This window comes from Prauserella muralis, from assembly GCF_003202285.1.
GTDB lineage: Bacteria > Actinomycetota > Actinomycetes > Mycobacteriales > Pseudonocardiaceae > Prauserella_B > Prauserella_B muralis.
The window spans coordinates 764,760-787,729 of sequence record NZ_MASW01000007.1; the positions used below are offsets into that span (position 1 = coordinate 764,760).

Genomic DNA, 22,970 nt, shown 5'->3' on the forward strand with positions numbered 1-22,970 from the left:
TCAGTCGCCCGCGAGACGCGCGGGGAACCCGCCGGTGGCGATCGGGCCCCACCGGTCGATGTCGATGCGGATCAGCGACTTGCCCTGCCGGGCCATGGCCTCGCGGTACTCGGCCCAGTCGGGATGCTCTCCGGAGATGCAGCGGAAGTAGTCCACCAGCCCGTCCAGCGCCTCGGGCATGTCCAGCACCTCGGCCCGGCCGTCGACCTGCACCCACGGACCGTTCCACTCGTCGGAGAGCACGCACATCGACACGCGCGGCTCGCGACGGGCGTTGCGGGTCTTCGCCCGCTCCGGGTAGGTGGACACGACGATCCGGCCCTCGCCGTCGACGCCGCAGGTCACTGGCGAGAGCTGGGGCGTGCCGCCGGCACGGGTGGTGACCAGCACCCCGTGGTGACGGGGCCGCAGGAACTCCAGCAACCCGGCGCGGTCGACGCGCTCGGTGGTGGCGACGGACGGTGCCATGGCGAAGTCCTCCCGAAGGCTCAGACGAGAAAGGTGAACAGCGGGCTGTCCGGCGGAACCCGCTCGATGCGGTGTGGCGCGGCGTCCATCCGCTTGAGCATCGGCTCCAGGTTGTCCGGCGAACCCAGCTCGATGCCCACCAGCGCGGGCCCGGTCTCCCGGTTGTTGCGCTTGACGTACTCGAACAGGGTGATGTCGTCGTCCTGGCCGAGGACGTCGTCGAGGAACCGGCGCAGCGCGCCCGGCTCCTGCGGGAACTCCACGAGGAAGTAGTGCTTGCGGCCCTGGAACACCAGTGCCCGCTCGACGATCTCGGCGTAGCGGCTGACGTCGTTGTTGCCGCCGGAGAGGATGCACACCACGGTCGCACCCGGGGCCAGACCCAGCTCGGGGCCCAGCGCGGCGGACGACAGCGCGCCGGCAGGCTCGCTGATGATGCCGTCGGACTGGTACAGGTCCAGCATCTCCACGCAGATCCGGCCCTCGGGCACCGCCACCAGCCGGGGCGGCGCGGCCGCCGCGACGGCGTAGGTGTGCCTGCCGACCAGCCGCACGGCGGCGCCGTCGACGAACGGGTCGACGTGCTCCAGCGGCGTGGGCCCGCCCCGTTCCAGCGCCAGTGCCATGCTGGCCGCGCCCGCGGGCTCGGCGCCGATCACCGGCACACCGGGGTGGTGCTCCCGCAGCCAGGTCAGCGTCCCGGCGAGCAGGCCCCCGCCGCCCACCGGCACCACGACGGCGTCCGGGGCCCGGCCCAGCTGCTCGACCGCCTCCTTGACGACCGTGCCCTGCCCGGCGATGGTGCGCGGGTCGTCGAAGGCGGGGATCAGGGTGGTGCCGGTCGACGCGGCGTGCTCGCGGGCGGCGGCCGCCGCCTCGTCGTAGGTCTCGCCCTCGACCACGATCCGCACGTGCCTGCCGCCGAGCGCGGCAACGCGGTCCCGCTTCTGCCGGGGTGTGGTGCGCGGCAGGTACACGCGGGCCTGCACGCCCAGCGACGCGCAGGCGAACGCGACGCCCTGGCCGTGGTTGCCCGCGCTGGCGCACACCACGCCGCGCTCACGCTGCTCGGCGGGCAGGGTGCTGATGAGGTTGTAGGCGCCGCGGCTCTTGTAGGAGCGCACGGCGTTGAGGTCCTCCCGCTTGAGCCAGACGTCGAGGTCGTGGCGCTGCGAGAGGCGCTCGTTGCGCTGCAGCGGGCTCGGCGGGAGCACGCCCGCGAACCGCTGCGCGGCGGCCGCCACGTCCGCCGCGCTCACCCCGTGGCCCTGTTCGGTGTCCTGCACCCGGTCCTCCTGATCGTCGTCACCGAGCGTAGGCCGGGGCCGGGCGGGCCCGCGCGGCCGGGTCACCGGCAGCGCGACAGCACCGCGGTCAGCGCGGCGTGCTCGTCCGGGTCCACGCTGAGCCCGTAGGACGCCTTCACCTCGACCCAGCGGGCCGCGTAGGTGCAGCGGTCGCGCTCGGGCAGCCAGCTCGCCGGGTCCTGGTCGCCCTTCTGCCGGTTGGACCGCGCGGTGACCACGACGAGCTGGCGGAGGTCGTTGGCGAAGCGCTCCCTGCGCGCCTCGCTCCAGCCCCGCGAGCCGCTGCGGGCGGCCTCGGCCAGCGGCACGAGGTGGTCCAGGTCGGCCTCGCTCGCGTCGTGCAGCGGCACACCGTCGTAGTCGCTGAGCCACGTGCCGGACACCGCGCGGCACTCGGCGTCGGTGCGCACGTTCTCCCCCTGCTGCCGCAGCGCGATCTCGCGGGTGTTGCAGCCGTCGCCGTGCGACGACCAGTGCGGCCAGTCGTCGCGGTCGTAGGCGTTGCCCGTGTCCTCCTGGCGCACCGGGAGCGTGGCGAGCCGCTGCAGAGCGTGCGCGCCGTCCACCGGAGCATCGCCGTCCGGCGTGGCCGGCTCGCCCGAGCCGCTCTGCTGTGTCCACCACGCGACGGCGGCCACGATGGCGGCGAGCAACGATCCCCAGGCGCCGTAGGACGACCGGCGGCGGCGTGCACCCATGCACCGATTCGATCATGGCCGCGGACCCCGGCCTGCCCAACACGCCGTCAGCGCGGGCGGGAGAACCGGCGGCTTCCCGGAGCCAGCGCCGCCAGCCCGGGCGCCACGAAGCACGCGAGCGCGCAGGCGCCGAGCACGGCACCGGCGCCGAAGGCCTCGATCGCCGGGGCGATGAGCGCCAGCCCCACGGGCGCCAGGCCGTAGGAGAGCACGAAGTCCAGCGAGGACACGCGCGCGAGCTTGTCCGGCTCCACCTCGCGCTGGGTGGCGGTGAACCACGGCACGTTGAACAGCTCGATGCCGATGCCCGCCAGCACGTAGGCGGCGACGACCACCACCGCGGGCACCGGCAGCAGCAGGGCCAGCGGCGCGAAGCCGTAGCAGCCGAGCCCGGCCAGCGCGGCCCAGCCCTGCGCGCGCGGCCGCCACCGTGCGACGAGCAGCGCCCCGGCGAGCGCACCCGCCGTGTAGGCCGTGAGCGCGGCGGCGAGCACGGCCTCGGTGCCGTAGCGGTCGCGGCTCACCAGCGGCAGCGCCACGCCCGTGGCCGAGTAGCCGGTGGCGATGACGGCGGTGAGCGCGGCGAGCCCGGCGAGGAACCACGGGTGCCTGCGGGCCTCCCGCACGCCGTCGGCGAACTCGGCGACGAACCCGGCGCGCTGCCGGGGTGCCGCGGGCGGCAGGGTGCCCCTCGGCGGCACCAGCGCGGCCACGAGCCAGACGGCGCCGATCCCGGCGAGCAGCGCCGGGACCCCGGCCACGGTCGCCAGCAGCGCCGTCAGCCCCGGCGCGAGCAGCGTCGTGCCGCGCACGGCGAAGGTCATGGCCGCATTGGCCTGCTGGCGGCGTTCGGGCTCGACGACCTCGGCGACCAGCGCCTGGAACGCGGGCCTGCAGGCGCCCTGTCCCGCACCGGCCACGGCGGCGGCGACGGCCACGAGCGGCAGCGACCGGCCGAGCCCGAAGGCCAGCACCGGGCCCGCCGCGGCGGCGGTGAGCCCGGCCCAGAGCACCACCGCGCGTCGCGAGTAACGGTCGGCGAGGACGCCGCCGACCGGCACGGTACGAGCGCCCGGCCCGCACCTGACCGACCAACCGACCGCGCCGCCGCACCGCACCGAGCCCAAGGTGACCGTGGATACACCCTGCGTACCCGGGGGCACCTTGGGCTACGGGGCGGTGCCGAGCCCAAGGGCACCTCGGGTACACCCCGCGTACCCGAGGGCACCTTCGGCTCGGCCGCCGGCTACGCGGTCAGCCGGGCAGCGGCACCGTCCACAGCAGGCGGGTGCCTCCGCGCGGGCCGGGCCCGACGGCGAGGTCGCCGCCGCAGGCGCGGGCCCGCTCGCGCAGATTCGCCAGGCCGCTCTGCCGCGCACCCTCGGGCAGGCCCACGCCGTCGTCGGCGATCTCCACCACCAGCTCGGCGGCGGCCCGGACATCGAGCGTGACGCCATGCGCACGCGGGTGCCGCACCGCGTTGGACAGGCCCTCGCGCACCACCGCAGCACGTGCTCGCCCACCTCGGGCGGCACCAGCGTGTCCACCGCCCCGCTGATGCGGATCGACGGCGACACCTGGGTATCGGCCGTCAGCTCGGCGGCGATGTCGAGCAGCGCGCGCCGCAGGCTGCCTGCGGACTCGTCCCCGCGGGAGTGCAGGTCGAAGATCGACGTGCGGATGTCGCGGACCGTCTGGTCGAGGTGCGCGACCGCGGACTCGACGCGGCCCCGCGCATGGCGATCGGGAATCCGCCGCAGCGTGCCCTGCAGGTTCATGCCGGTGGCGAACAGGCGCTGGATCACGTGGTCGTGCAGGTCCCGTGCGATGCGGTCGCGATCGGCGAGCACGGCCAGCTGCCGCGCGTTGCGCTGTTTGTCCGCGAACTCCAGCGCCACGGCGGCCTGCGCGCCGAAGGACGACAGCACCGGAACCAGGTCGGCGGTGAAGGGCTGTGCGCCCTTCTCCCGCACCGCGAGCAGCACACCGCGGACACCCGCCGCCTCGTGGACCGGCGCGACGACCGCGGGACCGAACCCCTCACCGAGCACCACGGGCTCGGTCCGCGCCAGTGCGGTCAGGTCGGCGATCACGGTCGTGCGACCGGAACACACGGCCTCCCGCAGTGCGGGGTCGGCGCCGGACACGCTCGCGCCCGTCAGCTCCCCCGCCCGCTCGCCCTTCGCCGCCACGACCGTCAGCCGGACCTCCTCGGGGGCGGCGCCCGGGGAGCTGCCGGACTCGTCCAGCAGGACGAAGGTGGCGGCGGCCCCGGACAAATCGCGGGCGAAACCCGCGATGAGGCCGAGCGCGTCGTGGCCCGCCGTGCCGTCCAGGATGGTGGAGTTGACCGCGGCGGCCGCCTCCAGCCAGCGCTCGCGCAGCCGGGACTGCTCGAACAGCCGCGCGTTCTCCACGGCCACGCCCGCCGCGGCCGCCAGCGAGCGCAGCAGGATCTCGTCGTCGACGGTGAACTCCCCGCCGCCCTTCTTCTCGGCCATGTAGAGGTTGCCGAACACCTCGTCGCGCACGCGCACCGGCACGCCAAGGAAGCTGCGCATGGGCGGGTGGTTGGGCGGGAATCCCACCGACGCCGGGTGCTCGGTGATGTCGGTGAGCCGGATCGGCCGGGGATCGTCGATCAGCAGCCCCAGCACGCCGCGGCCCTCCGGCAGATGTCCCATCCGGGCCCGGGTCCGCGCGTCGATGCCCTCGTGCACGAACTGTGCGAGGTACTCCCGGTCCTCGCCGAGCACGCCGAGCGCGCCGTACTGGGCATCGACCAGATCCACGGCGGCACGCACGATGCGCTGGAGCGTGGAATCCAGCTCCAGCCCGGCGCCGACGGCGAGCACGGCGTCGAGCAGCCCCTGCAGCCGGTCGCCCGTCCTGACGATCTCCTGGAGCCGTTCCTGGACCCCGAGCAGCAGGTCGTCGAGGCGCAGACCGGCGAGCTGCCGGGTCACCACCCGGTTCCCGAGATCGCTGCGCTCGTCGTGTCCGGACATCGGCGCGGACCAGCTCCTCGCGTAGGTGGCGCGGGGGACGGCTGTCGCCGCGTGGGCCGGGGTCCGGGGCACCACCCGTGAACCTAGTCCCTGGGCGTACCGCCCACAACGCCGTCGTTCGGGCGAGGGCGCGTTTCGCCGCGCTCTGCCCGGCGAGGACCCAAGGCGGAGTCAGTGCCGAGGCGCAGACGTGTCGTCGGTGTCGTCGGACGTGCCTGCCTCGTGCCGCGTGCGGTGCCGTTCGGCGAGGACGTAGCGCTTCATCGCCGACTCGGCGAGCTCGTCCAGGCTCCGGGTGCGGTCCTTGGCGCTGCGGCGGGCCTCCTGGGAAGCCTTTGCGCTTTCGAGGTTGCTCATGCCTTCAGGCTCGCCCGGCGGACGGGGCGCGGGTAGTGACCTTCGCCCTCAGTCGGTGAGGGCGAAGGCAGGTTCGGGCAGCACGAAGGCGCGGAGGAACCGCGCGGCCGCGTCGTGCGCGCCCTCGACGCGCACGGTGCCCGCACGCACCGCGTCGCCGAGCGGGACGCCGCCGTAGAGCACGGCGGCGACCGCGGCGGGCTCGTCGGCCTCGACGACCACGTCCGGGCCGTCGGCCTCACCCAGCTCGACGTTCAGCGCCGCACCGGCGATCTCGGCGCGGACGGGTCGCTGCCCGAGGCGCAGTTCGACGGTGACGGCGACGTCGCGCGCTGCCTCCGGGCTGAAGGTGGTGCGCAGGGAGAGCACGAGCGCGTTGAGGCTGAAACTGCCGTCGGCGGGCCGGGCGGGAGAGCGGGCTCCCCACCGGCCGAGCGCGCACATGATCGGCTCCAGCTCCTGGCCCCACGGGGTGAGCTCGTAGACCGCCGACGCGGCGGGCGGCGGGAGCGTGCGGCGGCGCAGCACGCCGGCCCGCTCCAGCTCGGTGAGCCGGTGGGAGAGCACGTTCGTGCTGATGCCGGGCAGGTCGGAACGCAGGTCGGTGTAGCGCTTGGGGCCGAGCGCCAGCTCCCGCACCACCAGCAAGGCCCAGCGCTCCCCGACCAGGTCCAGCGCGTGCGCCATCCCGCACATGTCGTGGTAGCTGCGGTCGGTCGCCATGACGATCAAGCGTAGCAGCGGCTGAATTTTTCCTCCGCATCAAGAACTTGTTTTTCGAGAGTGACGACTGTTACGTTCCCAGCCAGACGTCGGGGGTGAACAGAGGGAGGGGTCATGACCGGAGTCCGAGTGCTCGTCGGCACCCGCAAGGGAGCGTTCGTGCTGACCGCGGACGGCACGCGGCAGGAGTGGCAGGTCAGCGGACCGCACTTTGCGGGCTGGGAGATGTATCACCTCAAGGGCTCGCCGGCCGATCCCGACCGGCTCTACGCCTCCCAGTCCGGCGGCTGGTTCGGCCAAGTCATCCAGCGCTCCGACGACGGCGGTGCCACCTGGAACCCGGTCGGCAACGAGTTCGCCTACGACGGCGAGACCGGCACCCACCAGTGGTACGACGGCAGCCAGCGGCCCTGGGAGTTCACCCGCGTCTGGCACCTGGAGCCGTCGCTGACCGACCCTGACGTCGTCTATGCGGGCATCGAGGACGCCGCGCTGTTCCGCACGGTGGACGGCGGGCAGACCTGGCAGGAGCTGCCCGGCCTGCGCCGCCACGAGTCGGGACCGTCGTGGCAGCCCGGCGCGGGCGGGATGTGCCTGCACACGATCGTGCAGGATCCGCGCGACGCGGCGCGCCTCTACGTCGCGATCTCGGCGGCGGGGGCGTTCCGCACCGACGACGCGGGCAAGACGTGGCGGCCGATCAACAAGGGACTGCGCTCCGAGGGCATCCCGGACGCCGACGCCGAGGTGGGGCACTGCGTGCACAACCTCGCCATGCACCCGGACCGGCCTGACGTGCTGTTCATGCAGAAGCACTGGGACGTCATGCGCAGCGACGACGGGGGCGAGTCCTGGCACGACATCGGCGGGAACCTGCCCACCGACTTCGGCTTCCCCATCGACGTGCACGCCCACGAGCCGGACACCGTGTACGTGGTGCCGATCAAGAGCGACTCCGAGCACTACCCGCTCGACGGCAGCCTGCGGGTCTACCGCAGCCGCACCGGCGGCGGCGAGTGGGAGCCGCTGACCAACGGCCTGCCGCAGGAGCACTGCTACGTCAACGTGCTGCGCGACGCGATGGCCGTCGACACGCTCGACGACTGCGGGATCTACTTCGGCACCACCGGCGGGCAGGTGTACGCCTCCGCCGACGCGGGCGAGCACTGGGCGCCCATCGTGCGCGACCTGCCCGCCGTGCTGTCCGTGGAGGTGCAGACGCTGCCATGATCCGCGTCGCTCTGCCCGCCCACCTGCGCACGCTGGCCCGCATCGGGGAGCGGGAGGTGAGCCTGGAGCTGGACGGTACGGCCACGATCGCCGCCGTCCTGGACGCCCTGGAGGCCCGCTACCCGATGCTGCGCGGCACCATGCGCGACCACGCCACCCGCAAGCGCAGGGCGTTCGTGCGGTTCTTCGCGTGTGAGCGCGACCTGTCGCACGACTCGCCCGACGACCCGCTGCCCGCCGCCGTCGTCTCCGGCTCCGAGCCCCTGCTCGTGGTCGGGGCCATGGCAGGCGGCTGACGGCTGCCGGGGCGCTCAGGACAGGATGACCGGCAGCTTCTCCACGCCGTAGACGATGGACGTCTTGCGGAACGTCAGCTCGTCGGGATCCACGGCCAGCCGCAGCTCCGGGAACCGCCGCAGCAGGGCCGGGTACGCGGCCCGCAGCTCCATCCTGGCCAGCTCGGCGCCGATGCAGCGATGGGCGCCGTAGCCGAAGGCCAGGTGCTGCGTGGGCGGCCGCGTGCCGTCCACGATCTCCATCGCCTCGCCGAGGGCCGGGTCGCGGTTGGCGCCGCTGAGCGAGACCACCACCATGTCGCCCTGCTTGATGGTGGTGCCCGCCACCTCGACGTCCTCCCGCGCGAACCGCGGGAACGCCACCTGCACCACCGTCAGGTACCGCAGCAGTTCCTCGACGAAGCCGTTCACCGACTCGTCGTCGTCGCGCACCCTGGCGAATGCCTCCGCGTCCCGCAGCAGCACCAGCGCACCGAGCGAGAGCATGCTCGCGGTGGTCTCGAAACCCCCGGTGAGCACCCCGTCGGCGAGTCCGGCCAGCTCCCGGTCGCTGACCTCGTCGCCGTGTTCCTTGATGATCATGCCGAGCAGGCCGTCACCCGGGTTCTCCCGCTGGGCACGCACCACGCCGAGCAGGTACTCCAGCGACTCGGAGATGGCGCCCAGCGAGGCCCCGGCGCCGCCGAACAAATCGAACCGCGCCACCGCGAGGTGCTGGAACTCGTCGCGCTCCTCGTAGGGCACGCCGAGCAGCTCGCAGATCACCAGGGAGGGGACCGGCAGCGCGAACTCCTCCACCAGGTCGACCGGGCTGCCCGCCTTCTCCATCGCGTCGAGCCGCTCGCCGACGATGGTCGCGATGCCGGGTTTGAGCCGCGAAAGGCGCCGCATCGTGAACTCGGGCGTCAAGAGCTTCCGCAGCCGCGTGTGCGCCGGCGGGTCGGCGAAGCCCAGCCCACCCGGGTTTTCCTCCTCGCCCGCGCCCCCCGGCTTGCCGACGAGGTTGCCGAAGTCGTTGCTGAACGACGTGGCGTCGACCAGAACGGCCTTGGCCTCGTCGTACCCGGTGACCAGCCAGACGTTGAACCCGAACGGCACCGGCAGCTTGCTGATCGGCTCCCGCTCCCGCACCTCGCCCAGCTCGGGCACCGGGTCGAGGCCGTCGCGCCGCAACGGCATCAGCGCCGCGTCCGGCAGGATCGCGAGCTTGGACAGGTCGAGGCCCTTCTTCTGGGCACGCGCCAGGTACCGGCGCGTGGCCCAGGAGACAAGGCGTGCTCGGAGATTCCCCACGCCCGCGACGCTACCAACGACCCGGCGGGCAGGGTGTACGGGAGCTCCCCAATGTGGCATTGGTAGCGCTGGACGCAACGAATGCCACATTGGTGGCGCTGGGCGCTACGAATGTGGCATTGGTGGCGTTCACCCGGCTCCCATCACCGCGCACGGGCACCGGGTGCCGTTCCCGGGCGCGCCGCGGCGGCGCGTCCGGGAACGGCCGGGGATCACGCGGACGAGACGGGCGAGAACGCCTTGTCCATGAACTCCTTGTTCTGGTTTGCCCAGTCGCTGGCGGCCTGCTCCTCGTTGCCGCTGCCTGCCTTCTGGATCATGTCCTCCAGCTCGCCGAGCTGCTCGTCGGTCATCTTGAACGACTTGAACACCTCAGCCAGCTCGGGGTAGTCGGCGCTGAAGCCCTCACGGCCGAGGCTGTGCAGCTCCTCGCCCTCGCCCATGGCGCCCTTCGGGTCCTCGAGGTCCTTGAGGTCCCACCGCGAGTAGGCCCAGTGCGGGTGCCACAGCGTGACGACGATCGGCTTCTGGTCCTTGATGGCGCCCTCGAGCGCGGCCAGCATCGCGGTGCTGGACGAGCTCTGCAGCTTCATCGCGCCCGCGAGGTCGTACTGCGGGATGACCTCCTCCTGCACGATCCTCATCTCACCGGCGCCGGGGTCGATGCCGGTGATGGTGCCGTTGAACTTGTCGGCGTGCTCCTTGAGGTCGGCGATGGAGTTGACGTCCTCGACGTAGGAGGGCACCGCCAGGTTCAGCGTCGCGTCGGTGTACCAGACGCCGAGGTCCTCGACGTCCTCCTTGTACCGCTCCCAGTAGTCGGCGTGGGTGGAGGGCAGCCACGCGTCGAGGAACAGGTCGATGTCGCCCTTGGACAGCGCCTCGTAGGTGGGTGCCACGTCCAGCTGCTTCAGCTCGACGGTGTAGCCCCGCTCCTCCAGCGCGACCTTGAACAGGTTGGACAGGGCGATGTCCTCGTCCCACGCGATGTAGCCGATGGTCAGGTTCTTGTTGCCACCGCCCCCGCCGTCGCCTCCCGAGTCGCCCGAGTCGTCACCGCCGCCACAGGCCGTGGCGACCATGGCGGTCGCCATGAGGGCTGCGAAGGACGCCAGCAACCGGCGGAACCTCTTTCCCTTCATCCTCTTCTCCCTTCTCACAAACCTTGCGCTCACGCGGACGCGCGAGCGAGTGCGCGGCTCACCGGGGACAGCTCACCGATGCCCGCGGTGATCCGGTCGAGGTAGATGGCGAGGATCACCACGCTCAGGCCGTACTCGAAGCCCGCGCCGAGCTGCAAGCGGGTGATGGCCTCGAACACCTCCGCCCCCAGCCCGGGAGCGCCGACCATGCCGGCGATCACGACCATGGACAGCGACAGCATGATGATCTGGTTGATGCCCGCCATGATCGAGGGCATCGCCAGCGGAATCTGGATGCCGGTGAGGATGCGCGCCGGTGGCGAGCCGAACGCCTCGCCCGCCTCCACCATCTCCTTGTCCACCTGCCGGATGCCGAGCTCGGTGAGCCGGACGCCCGGTGGGATCGCGAAGACGACCGTGGCCACCAGCCCGGCGCCCACCCCGATCGAGAACAGCGACACGGCGGGGATCAGGTAGACGAACGGCGGCACCGTCTGCAGGAAGTCCATGACCGGCTTGATGATGCCGCTCGCCCGGTCGCTGCGCGCGGCGAGAATCCCCAGCGGCACGGAGACCACCACGGCGATCACACCGGCGAAGAGCACCAGCGCCAGCGTCAGCATGGCGGGCTCGAACGCGTCGAGCCCGTCCATCAGCGCGAAGCCGACCACAGAGCCGACCGCGAGCTTCCAGCCGCGAAGCCACAGCGCGAGCGCCGCGAACACGATGAACATGACCCACGGCGGCGGCCACTGCAGCACGGTGGCGATCGCGTCGACGGTCTCGACGATGCCGGTGCTGATCGCGTCGAAGAACGCGCCGAGGTTGTCCTCGAGCCAGTCGACGCCCGTCTCGACCCACTCCCCGACGGGAATCCTCGGCACCTGCCACCCGTCCGCCGCCAGCGTCAGCTCAGACATCGGCGGCCACCTCCTTCGCGTTCGCCGCGTCCCCCGGGTCCGCGGTGCCGATCTCGCCGAGCGCCGCCAGCAGCGTGGCCCTCGGGATGACGCCGAGCAGTGTCCGGTCCTCGTCGAGCACGGCCAGCGGCAGCACGCTCTCGGCCGACGGCGCGAAGAGGTCGCTCACCACCGTGTCGGGGCCGACCGCCGCGACGTCCTGACTGAGGATCCCGCGCAGCGTGTCCGCACCCTGGTTGGCGGCCTCGGCGGCCGCCGCGTCGGTGATCACACCGGCGAGCGTGCCGTCGCGTTCCACCACGAACAGCGCCGAGTACTGGTGCTCACGCATCAGCCGCAGGGCGGCCCTCGGGCCCGAGCCCGCGCCGATCGTCACCGCGGGCTTGTTCATCACCGAGCTCGCGGTGAGCACGCGCGTGCGGTCGACGTCCTGCACGAACTGCGCGACGTAGTCGTTGGCCGGGTGGGTCAGGATCTCCTCGGCGGTGCCGATCTGCACGATGCGGCCCTGGCGCATCATCGCGATCCGGTCCCCCAGCCGCATCGCCTCGTTGAGGTCGTGCGTGATGAACACGATCGTCTTGCCCAGCTTGGCCTGCAGCGACAGCAGCTGGTCCTGCATCTCCCTGCGGATCAGGGGATCGAGCGCGCTGAACGCCTCGTCCATGAGCAGCACCTCGGTGTCGGCGGCCAGTGCGCGCGCGAGCCCGACGCGCTGGCGCATGCCGCCGGAGAGCTGCGCGGGCACGTGGTCCTCCCAGCCGTTCAGCCCGACCAGGCCCAGCGCCTCCCTGGCCTTCTCCAGCCGCTCCTCGCGGCCGAGGCCCTGGATCTGCAGGCCGTAGGCGGCGTTCTGCAGCACGGTGCGGTGCGGGAACAGCGCGAAGTGCTGGAACACCATGCTCATCTTGTTCTGCCGCATCTCGCGGATCTGCCGGTCGGACATCGTGGTGATGTCCTGGCCGTCCACGGACACCCTTCCGGACGTCGCGGGCAGCAACCCGTTGAGCATCCGGATCAAAGTGGACTTTCCGGAGCCGGAAAGTCCCATGACCACGAAGATCTCGCCCTCGTTCACCTCGAAGGAGGCGTCGATGACGGCCGGGGTCACCCCTGGCAAGTCCAATTCGGACGCCTCGGCGCCTTCCTCGAGCCTGCGTACCGCCTCTCGTGCACGCCGCCCGAATACCTTGTACAGCTTCTCAGCACGAACAGTCGGCACTGTCTCCGGGTCCCTTCGCGACGGTCGCGCGGACGACGACGGTTACGTAAAGCATCGCCTGTACCCTATTCGAGTTACTGACAGAAACAACACTTCGGCGGAAAGTAGCCGCAATCGAGACAACCCGCCGACCGTGTCGCCATGACATCACGGAAAGGTCAACATCACGGCACAGAACGGTGCCGTATCAGCGGCAAACCGGACATCGGTCACCGATTCCGTGGACGGCCGGGACGATTCTGGCCGTTCTCCGGGAGGACGCGGCGGAACGCGGCCTGCCGCCCGCCGGCTGCTCAGCCGTGCAGACGGGCTCCCTTGAGCACCTTGTCGACGGCGTTGCGCCCGCCCCGCACCGCCAGGCCCACGAGGTCCAGCTGCGCGGCGGGCACGGCCCGCACGGCGGCCCGGTTGTCGCGGTCGTTGCCGGTGGTGAACAGGTCGGCGGTGAACACGGCCATCGGCATCCCGCGCGAGAGAGCCCTGGTGTGCGCGGCCGCGAGCACCTCCTTGCCGGCGGCGAAGACGAGCACGGGCTGGCCGAACATCGGCAGGTAGCCGTTGCCGTCGGCGTCGGCGTAGGGCTCGCCGACGCTCTCCGGAGCCGCCGCGGCGATGCCGCTGGACAGGAACGCGCACACGTTGAGCCGCTGCCACGTCGCCAGGTCGTCCCGCAGGAGCACGGCGATCTTGGTGTCGAAGCGGACAGGGGCGTTCCCGGCGTTCTCCATGACGCCCAGCGTGCCGCCCGCGGCGCGGGTGCGTCTTGTACGTTCTTGACGTGGCGGAACGGGCGGAGGTCACCGCGTGGCGGCCCGGGGTGCACGGCATCCGGGAGGTCCTGCGCGCGCGTTTCGTCGGCCACGTCTACCCCTCGCACACGCACGACGCGTGGACCCTGCTGCTCGTGGACGACGGTGTGGTGCGCTACGGCCTGCACCGGCACGAGCACGGCGCGTTGCGCTCGGTGGTGACGCTGCTGCCACCCGACGTCGCCCACGACGGCCGCTCGGCGCTGCCCGGCGGCTTCCGCAAACGCGTGCTCTACCTGGAACGCGACGTCCTCGCCGACACGCTGATCGGCAGGGCGGTGGGCGCACCCGCGCTCGCCGACCCGCTGCTGCGGCTGCGCGTGCACCAGCTGCACGAGGCGCTGGCGCTGCCCGGCGAGGACCTGGAGGCCGAGGGCAGGCTGGCGCTGGTGGCCGAGCGGCTGCGCGGGCACCTGCGCGGCGGGCCGCGGACCGGCGCGGACCCGGGCGAGCCCGGCCTGGCCGCCCGGCTGCGGGAGCTGCTGGACGCCAGCGTGCCCGCCGGGCTCACCCTGCACGAGGCGGGACGGCGGCTGGGCGCGCAGCCCGCCCGGCTGGTGCGGGCGTTCTCCTGGGCGTACGGGCTGCCACCGCACCGCTACCTCACGGGCAGGCGCGTCGAGGTGGCACGCAGGCACCTGCTGGCCGGCTACCCGCCCGCCGAGGCGGCGACAGCCGCCGGATTCTACGACCAGCCGCACCTGAACCGGCACTTCAAGCGGCTGGTCGGGGTCACCCCCGCCCGCTACGCGCGCGGCCGGTCATGACCCGCCCGGTGTGAGCACCTGGGCGTTGGCGAGCAGCTTGGGCACCAGCTCGTCCAGGTCCAGGCGGCCCTCGACGGCGCTGAGCTGCTCGGGCCGGGTGCGGGTGGCGACGCTGGGCGGAGCGAGCAGGCTGCAGCAGTCCTCGTCCGGTAGCCGGGACACCTGCCCGGTGCCGATCCGCTCGGCCTCCGCGATGATCTCCTCCTTGTCCCACGCCAGCAGCGGCCGCAGCAGCGGCAGCGTCGTGGCCTGCTCCACCGTGGCGAGGTTGCTCAGGGTCTGGCTGGACACCTGGCCGAGGCTGTCGCCGGTGACCAGGGCCTGCGCGCCCACCTCCGCGGCAAGAGCCGCCGCGGTGCGCACCATCAGCCTGCGCTGGGCGACCACCTGCAGCTGGCCCGCTCCCGCCGTCGCGAGGGCCCGCTGCGCGTCGCCGATGCTCACCACGTGCAGCCGCGAGTGGCCCTGGAACCGGTCGAGCTGGCGGACCAGCGCGTAGGCCTTGTAGGTGGAAGACGGGTTGGTGAACGGCGCGCCGCTGAAGTGCACGAACTCGCACCGCAGGCCCCTGCGCATCGCCCGGTAGGCCGCCACCGGCGAGTCGAACCCGCCGGAGAGCAGCACGAGCGCCCTGCCGCTCGAGCCCGCGGGCAGCCCGCCCTGCCCGCGCAGCCGGTCCACGGAGACGAACACCTCGTGCTCGTCGACCTCGACGAGCACCCGCACCTCCGGGTCGCCGAGGTCGACCGGCCAGCCCCACTCCTTGCAGACCCGCTCCCCGAGGTAGGCGGCGAGCGTGGACGAGGACATCGGGAAGGTCTTGTCCCTGCGGCGGGCCTTGATGGCGAACCGGCGGGACACGCCACCCGGTTCCCCGAACCGCTCGGTGAGCAGCTGCAGCACGGCTTCCGCCGCGCTGGACGGCGTTCTGGCCGAGCGCAGCGCGGGCTGCACGACGCTCACCCCGAGCACACCCTGCGCGCGCTCGACGAGCTCCGCCTGCGGCAGCTCCTTCGACGACAGCACGAGCACGCCCTTGCGGCGGGCGATCTTCACGAAGGCGCCGTCGGTGCGCACGGCCCGCTGGGCGGCGCGCAGCAGGTGCCGTTCGAAGGCGCCGCGGTTGCGGCCCTTCAAGGCGAGTTCGCCGTATTTCAGCAGCACACACGGCTGGGCCATGGTGTCGTCACCCCCGTCCGGCTGTTCTCGTGGCCGGCGCGGGTCTGCCGCACGTGTTCGGTTTCGTTCATCCGCAACCTCCGTCAGTGACCAGGTTGCACCGCTGCTCCCGGAGCCCGTGGCTGGGGTACGGGTGTGCCGTCCAGGTCGGCCTCGCCGGGCACGGGTTCGGTCAGCGGCAGCATGCGCGACAGCAGCTGCCGCGCCGTGCGGAGCTCGGCCGCGACCCGGCCTCGCACATTCTCCAGGTCGTGCACCCTGGCCGTGGCCTCGGCCACGATCTCGGCGGCGTGTTCGCGTGCCTCGGCCACCACGCGGTCGGCCTTCTCCCGTGCCGCCTCGTCGCGCTCGGCCAGCGCACGGGCCGCCTCCTCCCTGCGGGCGGCCAGCGCGGCCGCGAACTCGCGTTCCCGCTGCTGGCGCCGCCGGGTGGCCTGTTCGTCGGCCTCGCGACGGCGCCGTTCGGCCTCCTCCTCCCGCTGCCGCGCCTCGGCCCGGAGCCGTTCGGCCAGCTCCTGGTACTCCCGCTCCAGGCGCCTGCTCCGCTCGTCGAGCTCGGCGAGCATCCGCTCGTACCGGCCGCGCAGCCGCGTGGCGGCCCGTTCGGCGGAGTCCCGGGTGCGCGCGGCGGCGGCCTGGGCCCGGCTGGTGATCTCGTCGGCCTCCTCGTGGGCCAGCTCCACCAGGTGCAGCATCCGCTCGGACAACCCGTCGGACGAGATCGGCTCGGCGCACACGCGGTCGAGCCGGGCGCGCAGCTCGTCGTTCTCGTTGCGCAGCTGCTCCAGCTGATCGGCGAGCCGTTCGACACAGTCGGCCGCGGCGTCGCGATCGGCCGTCACGAGCCGCAGCTCCTCCTCGACGCGCCTGGCGTAGCCGTCGACCTGCTCGCGGTCGTACCCTCTCCAGCTCACGCGGAAATCGGGCGCGGGCCGCGCGGTGTCTGCCCGGCTGTCCGTGATCGTCATCTGCCACCTCCGCACCATCCGCGTATACCCAGTCGGGTATGCGTGCCTGCCGCGGTCATCCGGCCGCACCGCTGTGACCGACGTGTCCGATGAGCCGATTTGCCAAGCGGCACAAGGGATTCTGTGACCACCGGCGGCGATCGGTCACCGTCGGGCGCGACCGGAGCTGCGTGCTCCAGCGCCAAGAGTACCCAAAAGATCTATCGCCAGGCAGACGAAGAGTGCGGTACCCCAGTTATTCCACGGTCCCCACGACTGCACGTCCGGGGTTCCGGCGATCAACCACACGACAAGCCATATGAAGGTCATGACCATCACCTCTTTCGCGACACCGTAGGAAGGCGGCAGGCCACCGAGCCAGGGCAGAAAGCCCGACGGCGAAGGGACGTTCGCCCCCGTGCGCCGCCGCGTGAGGAAGGAGCGCACGTGGACTCCACGGACTCCACCGACTCAGCCGTCTCGGACCTGCACCACGCCGACTGCCTCGAACTCGTCCGCGGCACGGGAGAGCGCCACACCGCTCGGGTCGCCGTCGACGGCGCGAGCCCGCTCCTGCTGGCCTGTTTCGTGCGGGCGGGCGGCGACGTGCTCGTGCCCACCGGCACCGACGCGTCGCTCACCCGCGCGGCCACGGGCAAGCCGGTGGCCGTCGAGTTCTCGGGCGAGGAGACCGGGCAGGGGTGGACCGTGCGCGGCGTGGGCCTCGCCCGCCCGCTGGGCCACCGCGACCGGCCCCGCCCCGCCACCGGTGACGCGCTCGCCCTGCGCTACGCCTTCGACAACGGCATCCGCATCCGCATCGCCCGGCTCACCGGCAGCCGCACCGGCCCCGCCATCCCCGCGCAGCGGTCCGCGGAGGCCCCGGCCCCCGACCCGGTGCCATCCGAGCCTGAGACCGCGTGAGCGCCCGGCACCTCACGGATCGACCCGGGTGCCCGCCGTGCCGGCGAGGATCGCGCCCGCCTCGTGCAGGGCGCCGATCGCGGCCAGCGAGCCGCCCGCCGCGAGGAACCGACCGCACGCGTCCACCTTCGGCGCCATGGACCCCTCCGGCAGGCCCAGCGCCCGCAACTGCGCCACGCTCGCCCTCGCGATCGGCTCCGGGTGCGCCGTGCCGAAGCCGCGCAGCACCGCGGGCACGTCGGTGAGCAGCAGCAACGCGTCGGCCTTGAGCTCACCGGCCAGCAGCGCCGCCGTGAGGTCCTTGTCGACAACCGCCTCGACACCGCGCAGCGTGCCGTCGTCCCCGGCGGCCACGGGCACCCCACCGCCGCCGCCCGCGACCACCACCACGCCCTCGGCGGCCAGCCGCGCGATCACGGGACGCTCGACCACGGCCACTGGCTCCGGCGAGGGCACCACCCGCCGCCAGCGACGGCCGTCGCGGCGCAGTGTCCAGCCGCGATCAGCGGCGAGCGTGCCTGCCGCGGTCTCGCCGTAGCCGGGGCCGATGAACTTCACCGGCCGCGCGAACGCGGGGTCGTTGCCATCGACGACGGTGCGGGTCACCAGCGTGACGACCTCACGGCCGGGCAGTGCGGCACTCAGCGCCTCGGCCAGCCAGTAGCCGATCATGCCCTGTGTCTCGGCCACCAGGACGTCCAGCGGATACGGCTGGTCGAGGTCTCTGTCGGCGGCGCTCTCCAGCGCCAGCATGCCGACCTGCGGCCCGTTGCCGTGCACGACGACGAGCTCGTACTCGGTGGCCAGCGGGGCCAGCGCGCGCACCGCGCGCCGCACGTTCTGCTGCTGGAGCGTGTGCTCGGCGCGCTGTCCCCTGCGCAACAGCGCGTTGCCGCCGAGCGCGGCCACGATCCTCACCGGGCGGCACCCTGGCCGACGAGCCTGCCGCACAGCAGCGCGTACAGCACGGCCTGCGCGACCGGCTGCCGGTTGGCCGCCTGCCGGAACACCACCGACTGGCCGTCGTCGATGACCTCGGCCGAGACCTCCTCGCCGCGGTGCGCGGGCAGGCAGTGCAGGAACACCGCGTCCGAGCGGGCCCGCAGCATGAGCTGCTTGTCCACCCGGTAGGGCTTGAGGGCGATCCGCCGCGCCTCGGCCTCCTCCGGCGGGTCGCCCATCGACAGCCACACGTCGGTGTACACGGCGCTGGCGTCCCGCACGGCCTCGGCAGGGTCACTCAGGCGCTCGACGGTGCTGCCGGTGGTCGCCGCGATCCGCTCGGCGGCGAAGAGCCCCTCGGCGTCGGGCGGGTACTCCTCCGGCGTGGCGAGGGCGATGTCCACCCCGGCCAGCGCCGCCGCCTGCGCGAGGCTGACGGCGACGTTGTTGCCGGCACCGACGTAGGCGATGCGCCGTCCGCGCAGGTCACCGAACACCTGCCGCAGGGTGAACAGGTCGGTCAGGCTCTGCAGCGGGTGGTGGCCGTCGGTCAGGGCGTTGACCACCGGCACGGTCGCGGCGCCGGCGAAGCGGCGCAGCTGCTCGTCCGACGCCGTGCGGATGACGATGGCGGCCACGTAGCTGGACAGCACCCGCGCCGTGTCCTCGATCGTCTCGCCCCTGCCCAGCTGCAGCTCACCGGGCGCGAGCAGCGTCGGCACGCCGCCGAGCCTGGTCACGGCGGCCTCGGTGGACACCCGGGTGCGGGTCGACGGCTTGGTGAAGTGCAGCGCCACCAGCCGGTTCCGCAGGGCCGTCGGGGTGTGGTCGCGATCCTGCGCGTAGTGCTCGGCCAGTCGCATCAGCACGCCGAAGTCGGCCGTGGACAGCTCCGCGGTGGTGAGCAGGTTCCTCATCGGAGGGCCTCCCGTTCGACAGGGCAGCTCATGCACCGGGGCCCTCCGCGGCCTCTGCCCAGCTCGCTGCCCGGAATGGTGATCACTTCGATGCCGTTGCGGCGCAGCATCGTGTTGGTGGTGACGTTGCGCTCGTAGGCCACGACGACGCCCGGTTCGACGGCGAGCACGTTGTTGCCATCGTCCCACTGTTCCCGTTCGGCGGCCCGCACGTCCTGTTCCGCCTGCAGCACCCGCACCCTCGGCAGGCCCAGCTCGGCGGCCACGGCGGCGAAGAAGTGCGGGTTCTCGCGCACCACGGGTGACGGCACGCCCGCGCCGTCGCTGGGCCGCAGCGTGAACGCGGGTGACACCGTGGTCCTCCGGGGCCAGCCACCGGTGCCGCGCCGCTCCGGCGAACAGCGGGCGGAACCGCTGCACGAAGCTGCCCAGCGCGCTCGGCAGCAGGAACACGCCCGAGCCGATCATGTTTCCGATCACCAGCGCGGTGGCGGCCCACAGTCCGAGGCAGCGACGGCGCCGGCGGGACGCGAGGTCCGTCGTCGCTGTGTCAGTCATGCCGACCAGCACACCCGGCACCGGCGACGGCCGGTGGAGGCCGGAGAACCAAGGTCGCGGTGACCAAAGTCCCTCCGGTCGGAGGAGCCCGCCCCTGCCGGGCTCGCGGGTCGCCGCCGGGTTCCGGGCAGCTGACGGCGGAAAAGGGGGCGGCCGCCCGCGCGGGACGGCCGCCCCTCCCTCCCCTCCCCCAGTTACCTGCGAGCTAGGCCCCGCTCCTGGTCCAGGCGGTAGGTGAGCTGGTTGACGACGTGAACGACACCGAGGACGTGGGAGGCGAGCGTGGCAGCCAGCTCCGCGTCGCCGCGGCGCTCGACCGTGCCGGTCAGCGTCACCACACCCCCGCTGGCGATCACGCCGACCGTGGCGGCGTCGACCCCGGGCACGCGCGTGAGCGCCTGCTGCCGGACGTCGGCGACGATGTCGTCGTCGGCGCGCACGAACGCCATGAGCAGGTCGCCGCGCGTCAGCACGCCGGCGAGGGCGCCGTCGGCGAGCACGAACAGCCTGCGCGCCCGCGACCGGCCGAACTCGCGCGCGGCGGCGGCCAGCGTGGCGGCGGCGTCCAGGCTCGGCACCGGGGTGGTCATCAGGTCCAGTGCCGTGGTCGCCCAGGTGGCGTCCCAGCGTTGCCGGGCCCGCTGGCGGGCGAAGGGGAGCGGCCGGCCCGAGCCGTCGGCAAGGTCCTCCCGCCGCGGCAGCAGGTCCGCCTCCGTCACCATGCCGAGCAGCGCACCGCGGTCGCTGACGACGGGCACCGCGCCGATGTCGTGGCTCAACAGCATCTCGAGGATGGTCGTGAAGTCGGTTCCCGGGCGCACCGTGACCGGATCGGGTGTCATCACCGACCCCACTGTCACCTGGTACATCGGCGGTTCCTCAGCGTCTCGATAACCCTCGGTCCTGGTAGCCGTCCTTCCACGGTCACGGTTCGTGCGCGCCTGCGCTAGAGGCGAAGGTCCCTGGCCCGTCCCACCGCGGGCCGTGTGCGCGTGGACGTTCGCCCCTGGGGCGGTCCAGGCTTGGCGCCGACAGCCGCCGCGACCCCCTCCCCCAAAGCTCCCCAATGCGGCATTCGCTCCACTGGATGGAGCGAATGCCCAATGCCGGGTAGTTAGGGGCGTGGGTGTGGTGTCAACCCTGGTGGAGTAGGACAACGGAGCTTCCGCTAGAACATTGTCGACCAAGATCAACGTTCGGCGGGAGCTCCGTTGTCTGCGCAGTCTGTCATATCCCGGATGGTTGGTGTGTTCGCGCCGGGTCACCTTGGTGAGCTGACCCAGGTCGTGCCCTTCGAGATGGTCGATGCGGTGCTGGCCGAGGCGCCCGCGGCGACGCAGCGGCGGGTGCGGTTGTTGCCGGCCCGGGTGACGGTGTACTTCCTGCTGGCGATGGGCCTGTTCCCCGAGCGTGGCTATCGCGGGGTGTTTGCGTCGCTGACCGCCGGTCTGGGTGCGCTGCGGCCGGCGACGCCGACGGCGTCGGCATTGCGGCAAGCCCGGTCCCGCCTCGGGCCGGGCCCGCTGGCCGCGTTGTTCACTCTGCTGGCCGGGCCGGTGGCCCGGCCCCGCACCCCCGGCGCCTGCTGGCGGGGCCTGCGACTGGTCGCGATCGACGGAACGCAGGTCGCCATCCCCGACAGCGAACCCCACCGGGCCTGGACCCAGATGAGCCGCACCGCCTCCCATCCCTCGGCCGGGTATCCGCTGCTGCGGCTGGTCACGCTGGTCGAGTGCGGCACCCGCGCGCTGATCGCGGCGGTGTTCGGCAGCCCCGCCGACGGAGAACTGGCCTACGCGGCCACCCTGCTGAACCGGCTGCGTCCGGGGATGGTGCTGCTCGCCGACCGCAATTTCGACGCCGCGACCTTCCTCGCCGGCACCGCCAGCACCGGCGCGGACCTGCTGATCCGGCTCAAAGGCAACCGACGCCCACCACTGCTGGGCCGCCACACCGACGGGTCGATCCGCTCGATCATCGGCGGCGTCGAAGTCCGGGTCATCGAAGCCCTGGTCACCGTCACCACAGCCGACGGGTCCCACCGCAGCGAGCACTACCGGCTGGTCACCACCCTGCTCGACCCCCAGCGTTATCCGGCCACCGACCTGATCGAGCTCTACCACCAGCGCTGGGAGATCGAAACCGCCTACCTCGCCCTCAAACACACCCTCACCCGCGGGCGGGTCCTGCGTTCGCAGACCCCGACCGGAGCCCAGCAGGAACTCTGGGCACTGCTGGCGACCTATCAAATCCTGCGCATCGCGATGACCGACGCCACCAATTCCCGCCCCGGCCTCACCCCCGACCGGGCCGGGTTCAGCGTCGCGCTACACGCCGCCCGCGACCAGGTCATCACCGCCCAGTCGATCATCGCCGGCACCCACATCGACCTCATCGGCACCATCGGCACCCACATCCTGGCCAGCCTGCTCCCAGCCCGCCGAGCACGCACCTGCCCCCGAACCGTCAAACGACCACTATCCAAATACGCCTACAACAAACCCCACCAACCCCCCACCTGCCACACCATCACCATCGAAATAACCATCACCAACGCCGCAACAAGCCCGTTGACACGCACCACCCCGCCCTAACTACCCGGCCTTGAGCGAATGCCGCATTCGCTCCGTTGAGTGGAACAAATGTGGCATTGGGGAGCTTGCCGGCGGCTCCTCGGTGGTGGCGGGGGTCTCGTGCCGGTCCTCACCTTTCGTCACCGATTCGCCATGGCCAGCACCAGCGAGGCACACGCCGCGAGCGCGGCGACGGTGCGCACGTGGTTCCACGCCGTCCACTCCCGCAGGTACCGGGTCCAGTACGCGCGGCCGCTGTCGCTGCCCGCGGCGACCCGGGCCAGCGCCTCGTTGCGCGGGATGTGCACCACCCGGGTGAGGCCGACGGTGCCGGCGACGTACAGCAGCCCGCCCGTCAGCGCCCACCCGCTGCCCGCGCCGGCCCACCACACCAGCGCCAGCACCACGGCCACCAGGCTCAGCAGCGCGGTGCCGACGAACACGGTGAGAAACGCCGGGCCGAGCACGGTCACGTTGATCGACTGCATCGCGGCGATGCCTTGCGCCGCGGGCAGCCGGGCCAGCGCCCGCATGACGAATGCCGAGAACGCGAAGAACACGCCTGCGATCAGCCCGCTGCCGAGTGCCGCGGCCAATGCCACGGCGAGGAACACCCCGTTGGTCATGCGGCAAGTCAAGCGCGCCGCCCGGCACGCACACCATCGTCACGGCGCTCGGGCGCATGCGCGG

Annotated in this window: 22 protein-coding genes and 3 pseudogenes; 5 read left to right on the forward strand and 20 right to left on the reverse strand. The window is 72.6% G+C overall.

Annotated elements, in window-relative coordinates:
• The 8 genes and pseudogenes from BAY60_RS33275 to BAY60_RS33305 form a co-directional block, all read right to left on the reverse strand.
• Positions 1-468, reverse strand: coding sequence for a PPOX class F420-dependent oxidoreductase (locus BAY60_RS33275; protein WP_112285331.1), 468 nt, complete (start codon positions 466-468; stop codon positions 1-3).
• Between the two features lie 20 nt (positions 469-488).
• Positions 489-1,727: a threonine ammonia-lyase IlvA gene (gene ilvA, locus BAY60_RS33280; protein ID WP_112285638.1), complete on the reverse strand. Its 1,239-nt coding sequence runs from the start codon at positions 1,725-1,727 to the stop codon at positions 489-491.
• 89 nt (positions 1,728-1,816) lie between these two features.
• On the reverse strand, positions 1,817-2,473 hold the full coding sequence (locus BAY60_RS33285) for an HNH endonuclease family protein (RefSeq protein WP_112285332.1): 657 nt from the start codon (positions 2,471-2,473) through the stop codon (positions 1,817-1,819).
• A gap of 47 nt (positions 2,474-2,520) precedes the next feature.
• Positions 2,521-3,534: pseudogene (locus BAY60_RS33290) on the reverse strand (MFS transporter); the annotation flags it as partial.
• Between the two features lie 193 nt (positions 3,535-3,727).
• Positions 3,728-3,976, reverse strand: a complete 249-nt coding sequence (locus BAY60_RS38660; protein ID WP_425466512.1) for a sensor histidine kinase — start codon at positions 3,974-3,976, stop codon at positions 3,728-3,730.
• A 206-nt stretch (positions 3,977-4,182) separates the two neighbouring features.
• Positions 4,183-5,481, reverse strand: a pseudogene (locus BAY60_RS33295) (GAF domain-containing protein); the annotation flags it as partial.
• A gap of 171 nt (positions 5,482-5,652) precedes the next feature.
• Positions 5,653-5,838, reverse strand: coding sequence for a hypothetical protein (locus tag BAY60_RS33300; RefSeq protein ID WP_112285334.1), 186 nt, complete (start codon positions 5,836-5,838; stop codon positions 5,653-5,655).
• 48 nt (positions 5,839-5,886) lie between these two features.
• Positions 5,887-6,561 carry a winged helix-turn-helix transcriptional regulator gene (locus BAY60_RS33305; protein ID WP_112285335.1) on the reverse strand — a complete coding sequence of 225 codons (675 nt, stop codon included), beginning with the start codon at positions 6,559-6,561 and terminating at the stop codon, positions 5,887-5,889.
• Positions 6,562-6,675: 114 nt separating this feature from the next.
• Between BAY60_RS33305 and BAY60_RS33310 the strand changes: the two genes are divergently transcribed.
• Both BAY60_RS33310 and BAY60_RS33315 read left to right on the forward strand, forming a co-directional pair.
• Complete coding sequence (locus tag BAY60_RS33310; protein WP_112285336.1) at positions 6,676-7,791, forward strand: WD40/YVTN/BNR-like repeat-containing protein; 1,116 nt, start codon at positions 6,676-6,678, stop codon at positions 7,789-7,791.
• Entirely contained in the window at positions 7,788-8,087 is a 300-nt protein-coding gene (locus tag BAY60_RS33315) for a MoaD/ThiS family protein (RefSeq protein ID WP_112285337.1), read from the forward strand. The genes BAY60_RS33310 and BAY60_RS33315 overlap by 4 nt, the downstream gene beginning before the upstream one ends.
• Positions 8,088-8,102: 15 nt before the next feature.
• On the opposite strand, the gene BAY60_RS33320 is transcribed toward BAY60_RS33315, so the two are convergent.
• The 5 genes from BAY60_RS33320 to BAY60_RS33340 all read right to left on the reverse strand — a co-directional run bounded on the left by BAY60_RS33320 (position 8,103) and on the right by BAY60_RS33340 (position 13,392).
• Positions 8,103-9,380: a cytochrome P450 gene (locus tag BAY60_RS33320; RefSeq protein ID WP_245992918.1), complete on the reverse strand. Its 1,278-nt coding sequence runs from the start codon at positions 9,378-9,380 to the stop codon at positions 8,103-8,105.
• Positions 9,381-9,592: 212 nt separating this feature from the next.
• A complete protein-coding gene (locus BAY60_RS33325) occupies positions 9,593-10,522 on the reverse strand; it encodes a glycine betaine ABC transporter substrate-binding protein (RefSeq protein ID WP_112285339.1) in 930 nt (309 codons plus the stop codon).
• Between the two features lie 29 nt (positions 10,523-10,551).
• Positions 10,552-11,442: an ABC transporter permease gene (locus BAY60_RS33330; protein WP_112285340.1), complete on the reverse strand. Its 891-nt coding sequence runs from the start codon at positions 11,440-11,442 to the stop codon at positions 10,552-10,554.
• Positions 11,435-12,664, reverse strand: coding sequence for a quaternary amine ABC transporter ATP-binding protein (locus BAY60_RS33335; protein ID WP_112285341.1), 1,230 nt, complete (start codon positions 12,662-12,664; stop codon positions 11,435-11,437). Before BAY60_RS33335 ends, BAY60_RS33330 begins: the two co-directional genes overlap by 8 nt.
• A 293-nt stretch (positions 12,665-12,957) precedes the next feature.
• Positions 12,958-13,392, reverse strand: a complete 435-nt coding sequence (locus tag BAY60_RS33340) for a DUF2000 domain-containing protein (RefSeq protein WP_112285342.1) — start codon at positions 13,390-13,392, stop codon at positions 12,958-12,960.
• A 50-nt stretch (positions 13,393-13,442) separates the two neighbouring features.
• Here BAY60_RS33340 and BAY60_RS33345 point away from each other — a divergent pair, with 50 nt between their 5' ends.
• Positions 13,443-14,240 (forward strand): AraC family transcriptional regulator, encoded by a 798-nt coding sequence (locus tag BAY60_RS33345; protein WP_112285343.1) that lies wholly within the window; start codon positions 13,443-13,445, stop codon positions 14,238-14,240.
• Here the strand turns inward: BAY60_RS33345 and thiI are convergent.
• Together thiI and BAY60_RS33355 are read right to left on the reverse strand one after the other, a co-directional pair.
• A complete protein-coding gene (gene thiI / locus BAY60_RS33350; protein WP_112285344.1) occupies positions 14,235-15,419 on the reverse strand; it encodes a tRNA uracil 4-sulfurtransferase ThiI in 1,185 nt (394 codons plus the stop codon). The genes BAY60_RS33345 and thiI overlap by 6 nt on opposite strands.
• Positions 15,420-15,502: 83 nt before the next feature.
• Positions 15,503-16,387, reverse strand: coding sequence for a DivIVA domain-containing protein (locus BAY60_RS33355; RefSeq protein WP_170160638.1), 885 nt, complete (start codon positions 16,385-16,387; stop codon positions 15,503-15,505).
• 426 nt (positions 16,388-16,813) lie between these two features.
• On the opposite strand from BAY60_RS33355, the gene BAY60_RS33365 reads away from it, so the two are divergent.
• Positions 16,814-17,290: a hypothetical protein gene (locus BAY60_RS33365; RefSeq protein ID WP_112285347.1), complete on the forward strand. Its 477-nt coding sequence runs from the start codon at positions 16,814-16,816 to the stop codon at positions 17,288-17,290.
• A gap of 12 nt (positions 17,291-17,302) precedes the next feature.
• Here BAY60_RS33365 and BAY60_RS33370 read toward each other — a convergent pair whose 3' ends face one another.
• The 4 genes and pseudogenes from BAY60_RS33370 to BAY60_RS33385 form a co-directional block, all read right to left on the reverse strand.
• Complete coding sequence (locus tag BAY60_RS33370) at positions 17,303-18,208, reverse strand: carbamate kinase (RefSeq protein WP_112285348.1); 906 nt, start codon at positions 18,206-18,208, stop codon at positions 17,303-17,305.
• A complete protein-coding gene (argF, locus tag BAY60_RS33375) occupies positions 18,205-19,149 on the reverse strand; it encodes an ornithine carbamoyltransferase (RefSeq protein WP_112285349.1) in 945 nt (314 codons plus the stop codon). The genes BAY60_RS33370 and argF overlap by 4 nt, the downstream gene beginning before the upstream one ends.
• A pseudogene (locus BAY60_RS33380) lies at positions 19,146-19,493 on the reverse strand (arginine deiminase family protein); the annotation flags it as partial. The gene argF and the pseudogene BAY60_RS33380, both read right to left, overlap by 4 nt.
• Before the next feature lie 408 nt (positions 19,494-19,901).
• Entirely contained in the window at positions 19,902-20,576 is a 675-nt protein-coding gene (locus BAY60_RS33385; RefSeq protein WP_112285350.1) for a CBS domain-containing protein, read from the reverse strand.
• 369 nt (positions 20,577-20,945) lie between these two features.
• On the opposite strand from BAY60_RS33385, the gene BAY60_RS33390 reads away from it, so the two are divergent.
• On the forward strand, positions 20,946-22,301 hold the full coding sequence (locus BAY60_RS33390; protein WP_112280480.1) for an IS4 family transposase: 1,356 nt from the start codon (positions 20,946-20,948) through the stop codon (positions 22,299-22,301).
• Between the two features lie 119 nt (positions 22,302-22,420).
• Here the strand turns inward: BAY60_RS33390 and BAY60_RS33395 are convergent, their stop codons facing one another.
• On the reverse strand, positions 22,421-22,906 hold the full coding sequence (locus BAY60_RS33395; RefSeq protein WP_112285351.1) for an anthrone oxygenase family protein: 486 nt from the start codon (positions 22,904-22,906) through the stop codon (positions 22,421-22,423).
• Between the last annotated feature and the right edge of the window lie 64 nt (positions 22,907-22,970).

Coding starts and splice junctions, on each gene's coding strand:
- BAY60_RS33395 (WP_112285351.1), bottom strand. CDS start 22,906: ATGACCAACGGGGTGTTCCTCGCCGTGGCATTGGCCGCGGCACTCGGC.
- BAY60_RS33300 (WP_112285334.1), bottom strand. CDS start 5,838: ATGAGCAACCTCGAAAGCGCAAAGGCTTCCCAGGAGGCCCGCCGCAGC.
- BAY60_RS33330 (WP_112285340.1), bottom strand. CDS start 11,442: ATGTCTGAGCTGACGCTGGCGGCGGACGGGTGGCAGGTGCCGAGGATT.
- BAY60_RS33315 (WP_112285337.1), top strand. CDS start 7,788: ATGATCCGCGTCGCTCTGCCCGCCCACCTGCGCACGCTGGCCCGCATC.
- BAY60_RS33385 (WP_112285350.1), bottom strand. CDS start 20,576: ATGTACCAGGTGACAGTGGGGTCGGTGATGACACCCGATCCGGTCACG.
- BAY60_RS33325 (WP_112285339.1), bottom strand. CDS start 10,522: ATGAAGGGAAAGAGGTTCCGCCGGTTGCTGGCGTCCTTCGCAGCCCTC.
- BAY60_RS33275 (WP_112285331.1), bottom strand. CDS start 468: ATGGCACCGTCCGTCGCCACCACCGAGCGCGTCGACCGCGCCGGGTTG.
- argF (WP_112285349.1), bottom strand. CDS start 19,149: ATGAGGAACCTGCTCACCACCGCGGAGCTGTCCACGGCCGACTTCGGC.
- BAY60_RS33355 (WP_170160638.1), bottom strand. CDS start 16,387: ATGACGATCACGGACAGCCGGGCAGACACCGCGCGGCCCGCGCCCGAT.
- BAY60_RS33305 (WP_112285335.1), bottom strand. CDS start 6,561: ATGGCGACCGACCGCAGCTACCACGACATGTGCGGGATGGCGCACGCG.
- BAY60_RS33285 (WP_112285332.1), bottom strand. CDS start 2,473: ATGGGTGCACGCCGCCGCCGGTCGTCCTACGGCGCCTGGGGATCGTTG.
- thiI (WP_112285344.1), bottom strand. CDS start 15,419: ATGGCCCAGCCGTGTGTGCTGCTGAAATACGGCGAACTCGCCTTGAAG.
- BAY60_RS33390 (WP_112280480.1), top strand. CDS start 20,946: ATGGTTGGTGTGTTCGCGCCGGGTCACCTTGGTGAGCTGACCCAGGTC.
- BAY60_RS33310 (WP_112285336.1), top strand. CDS start 6,676: ATGACCGGAGTCCGAGTGCTCGTCGGCACCCGCAAGGGAGCGTTCGTG.
- BAY60_RS33340 (WP_112285342.1), bottom strand. CDS start 13,392: ATGGAGAACGCCGGGAACGCCCCTGTCCGCTTCGACACCAAGATCGCC.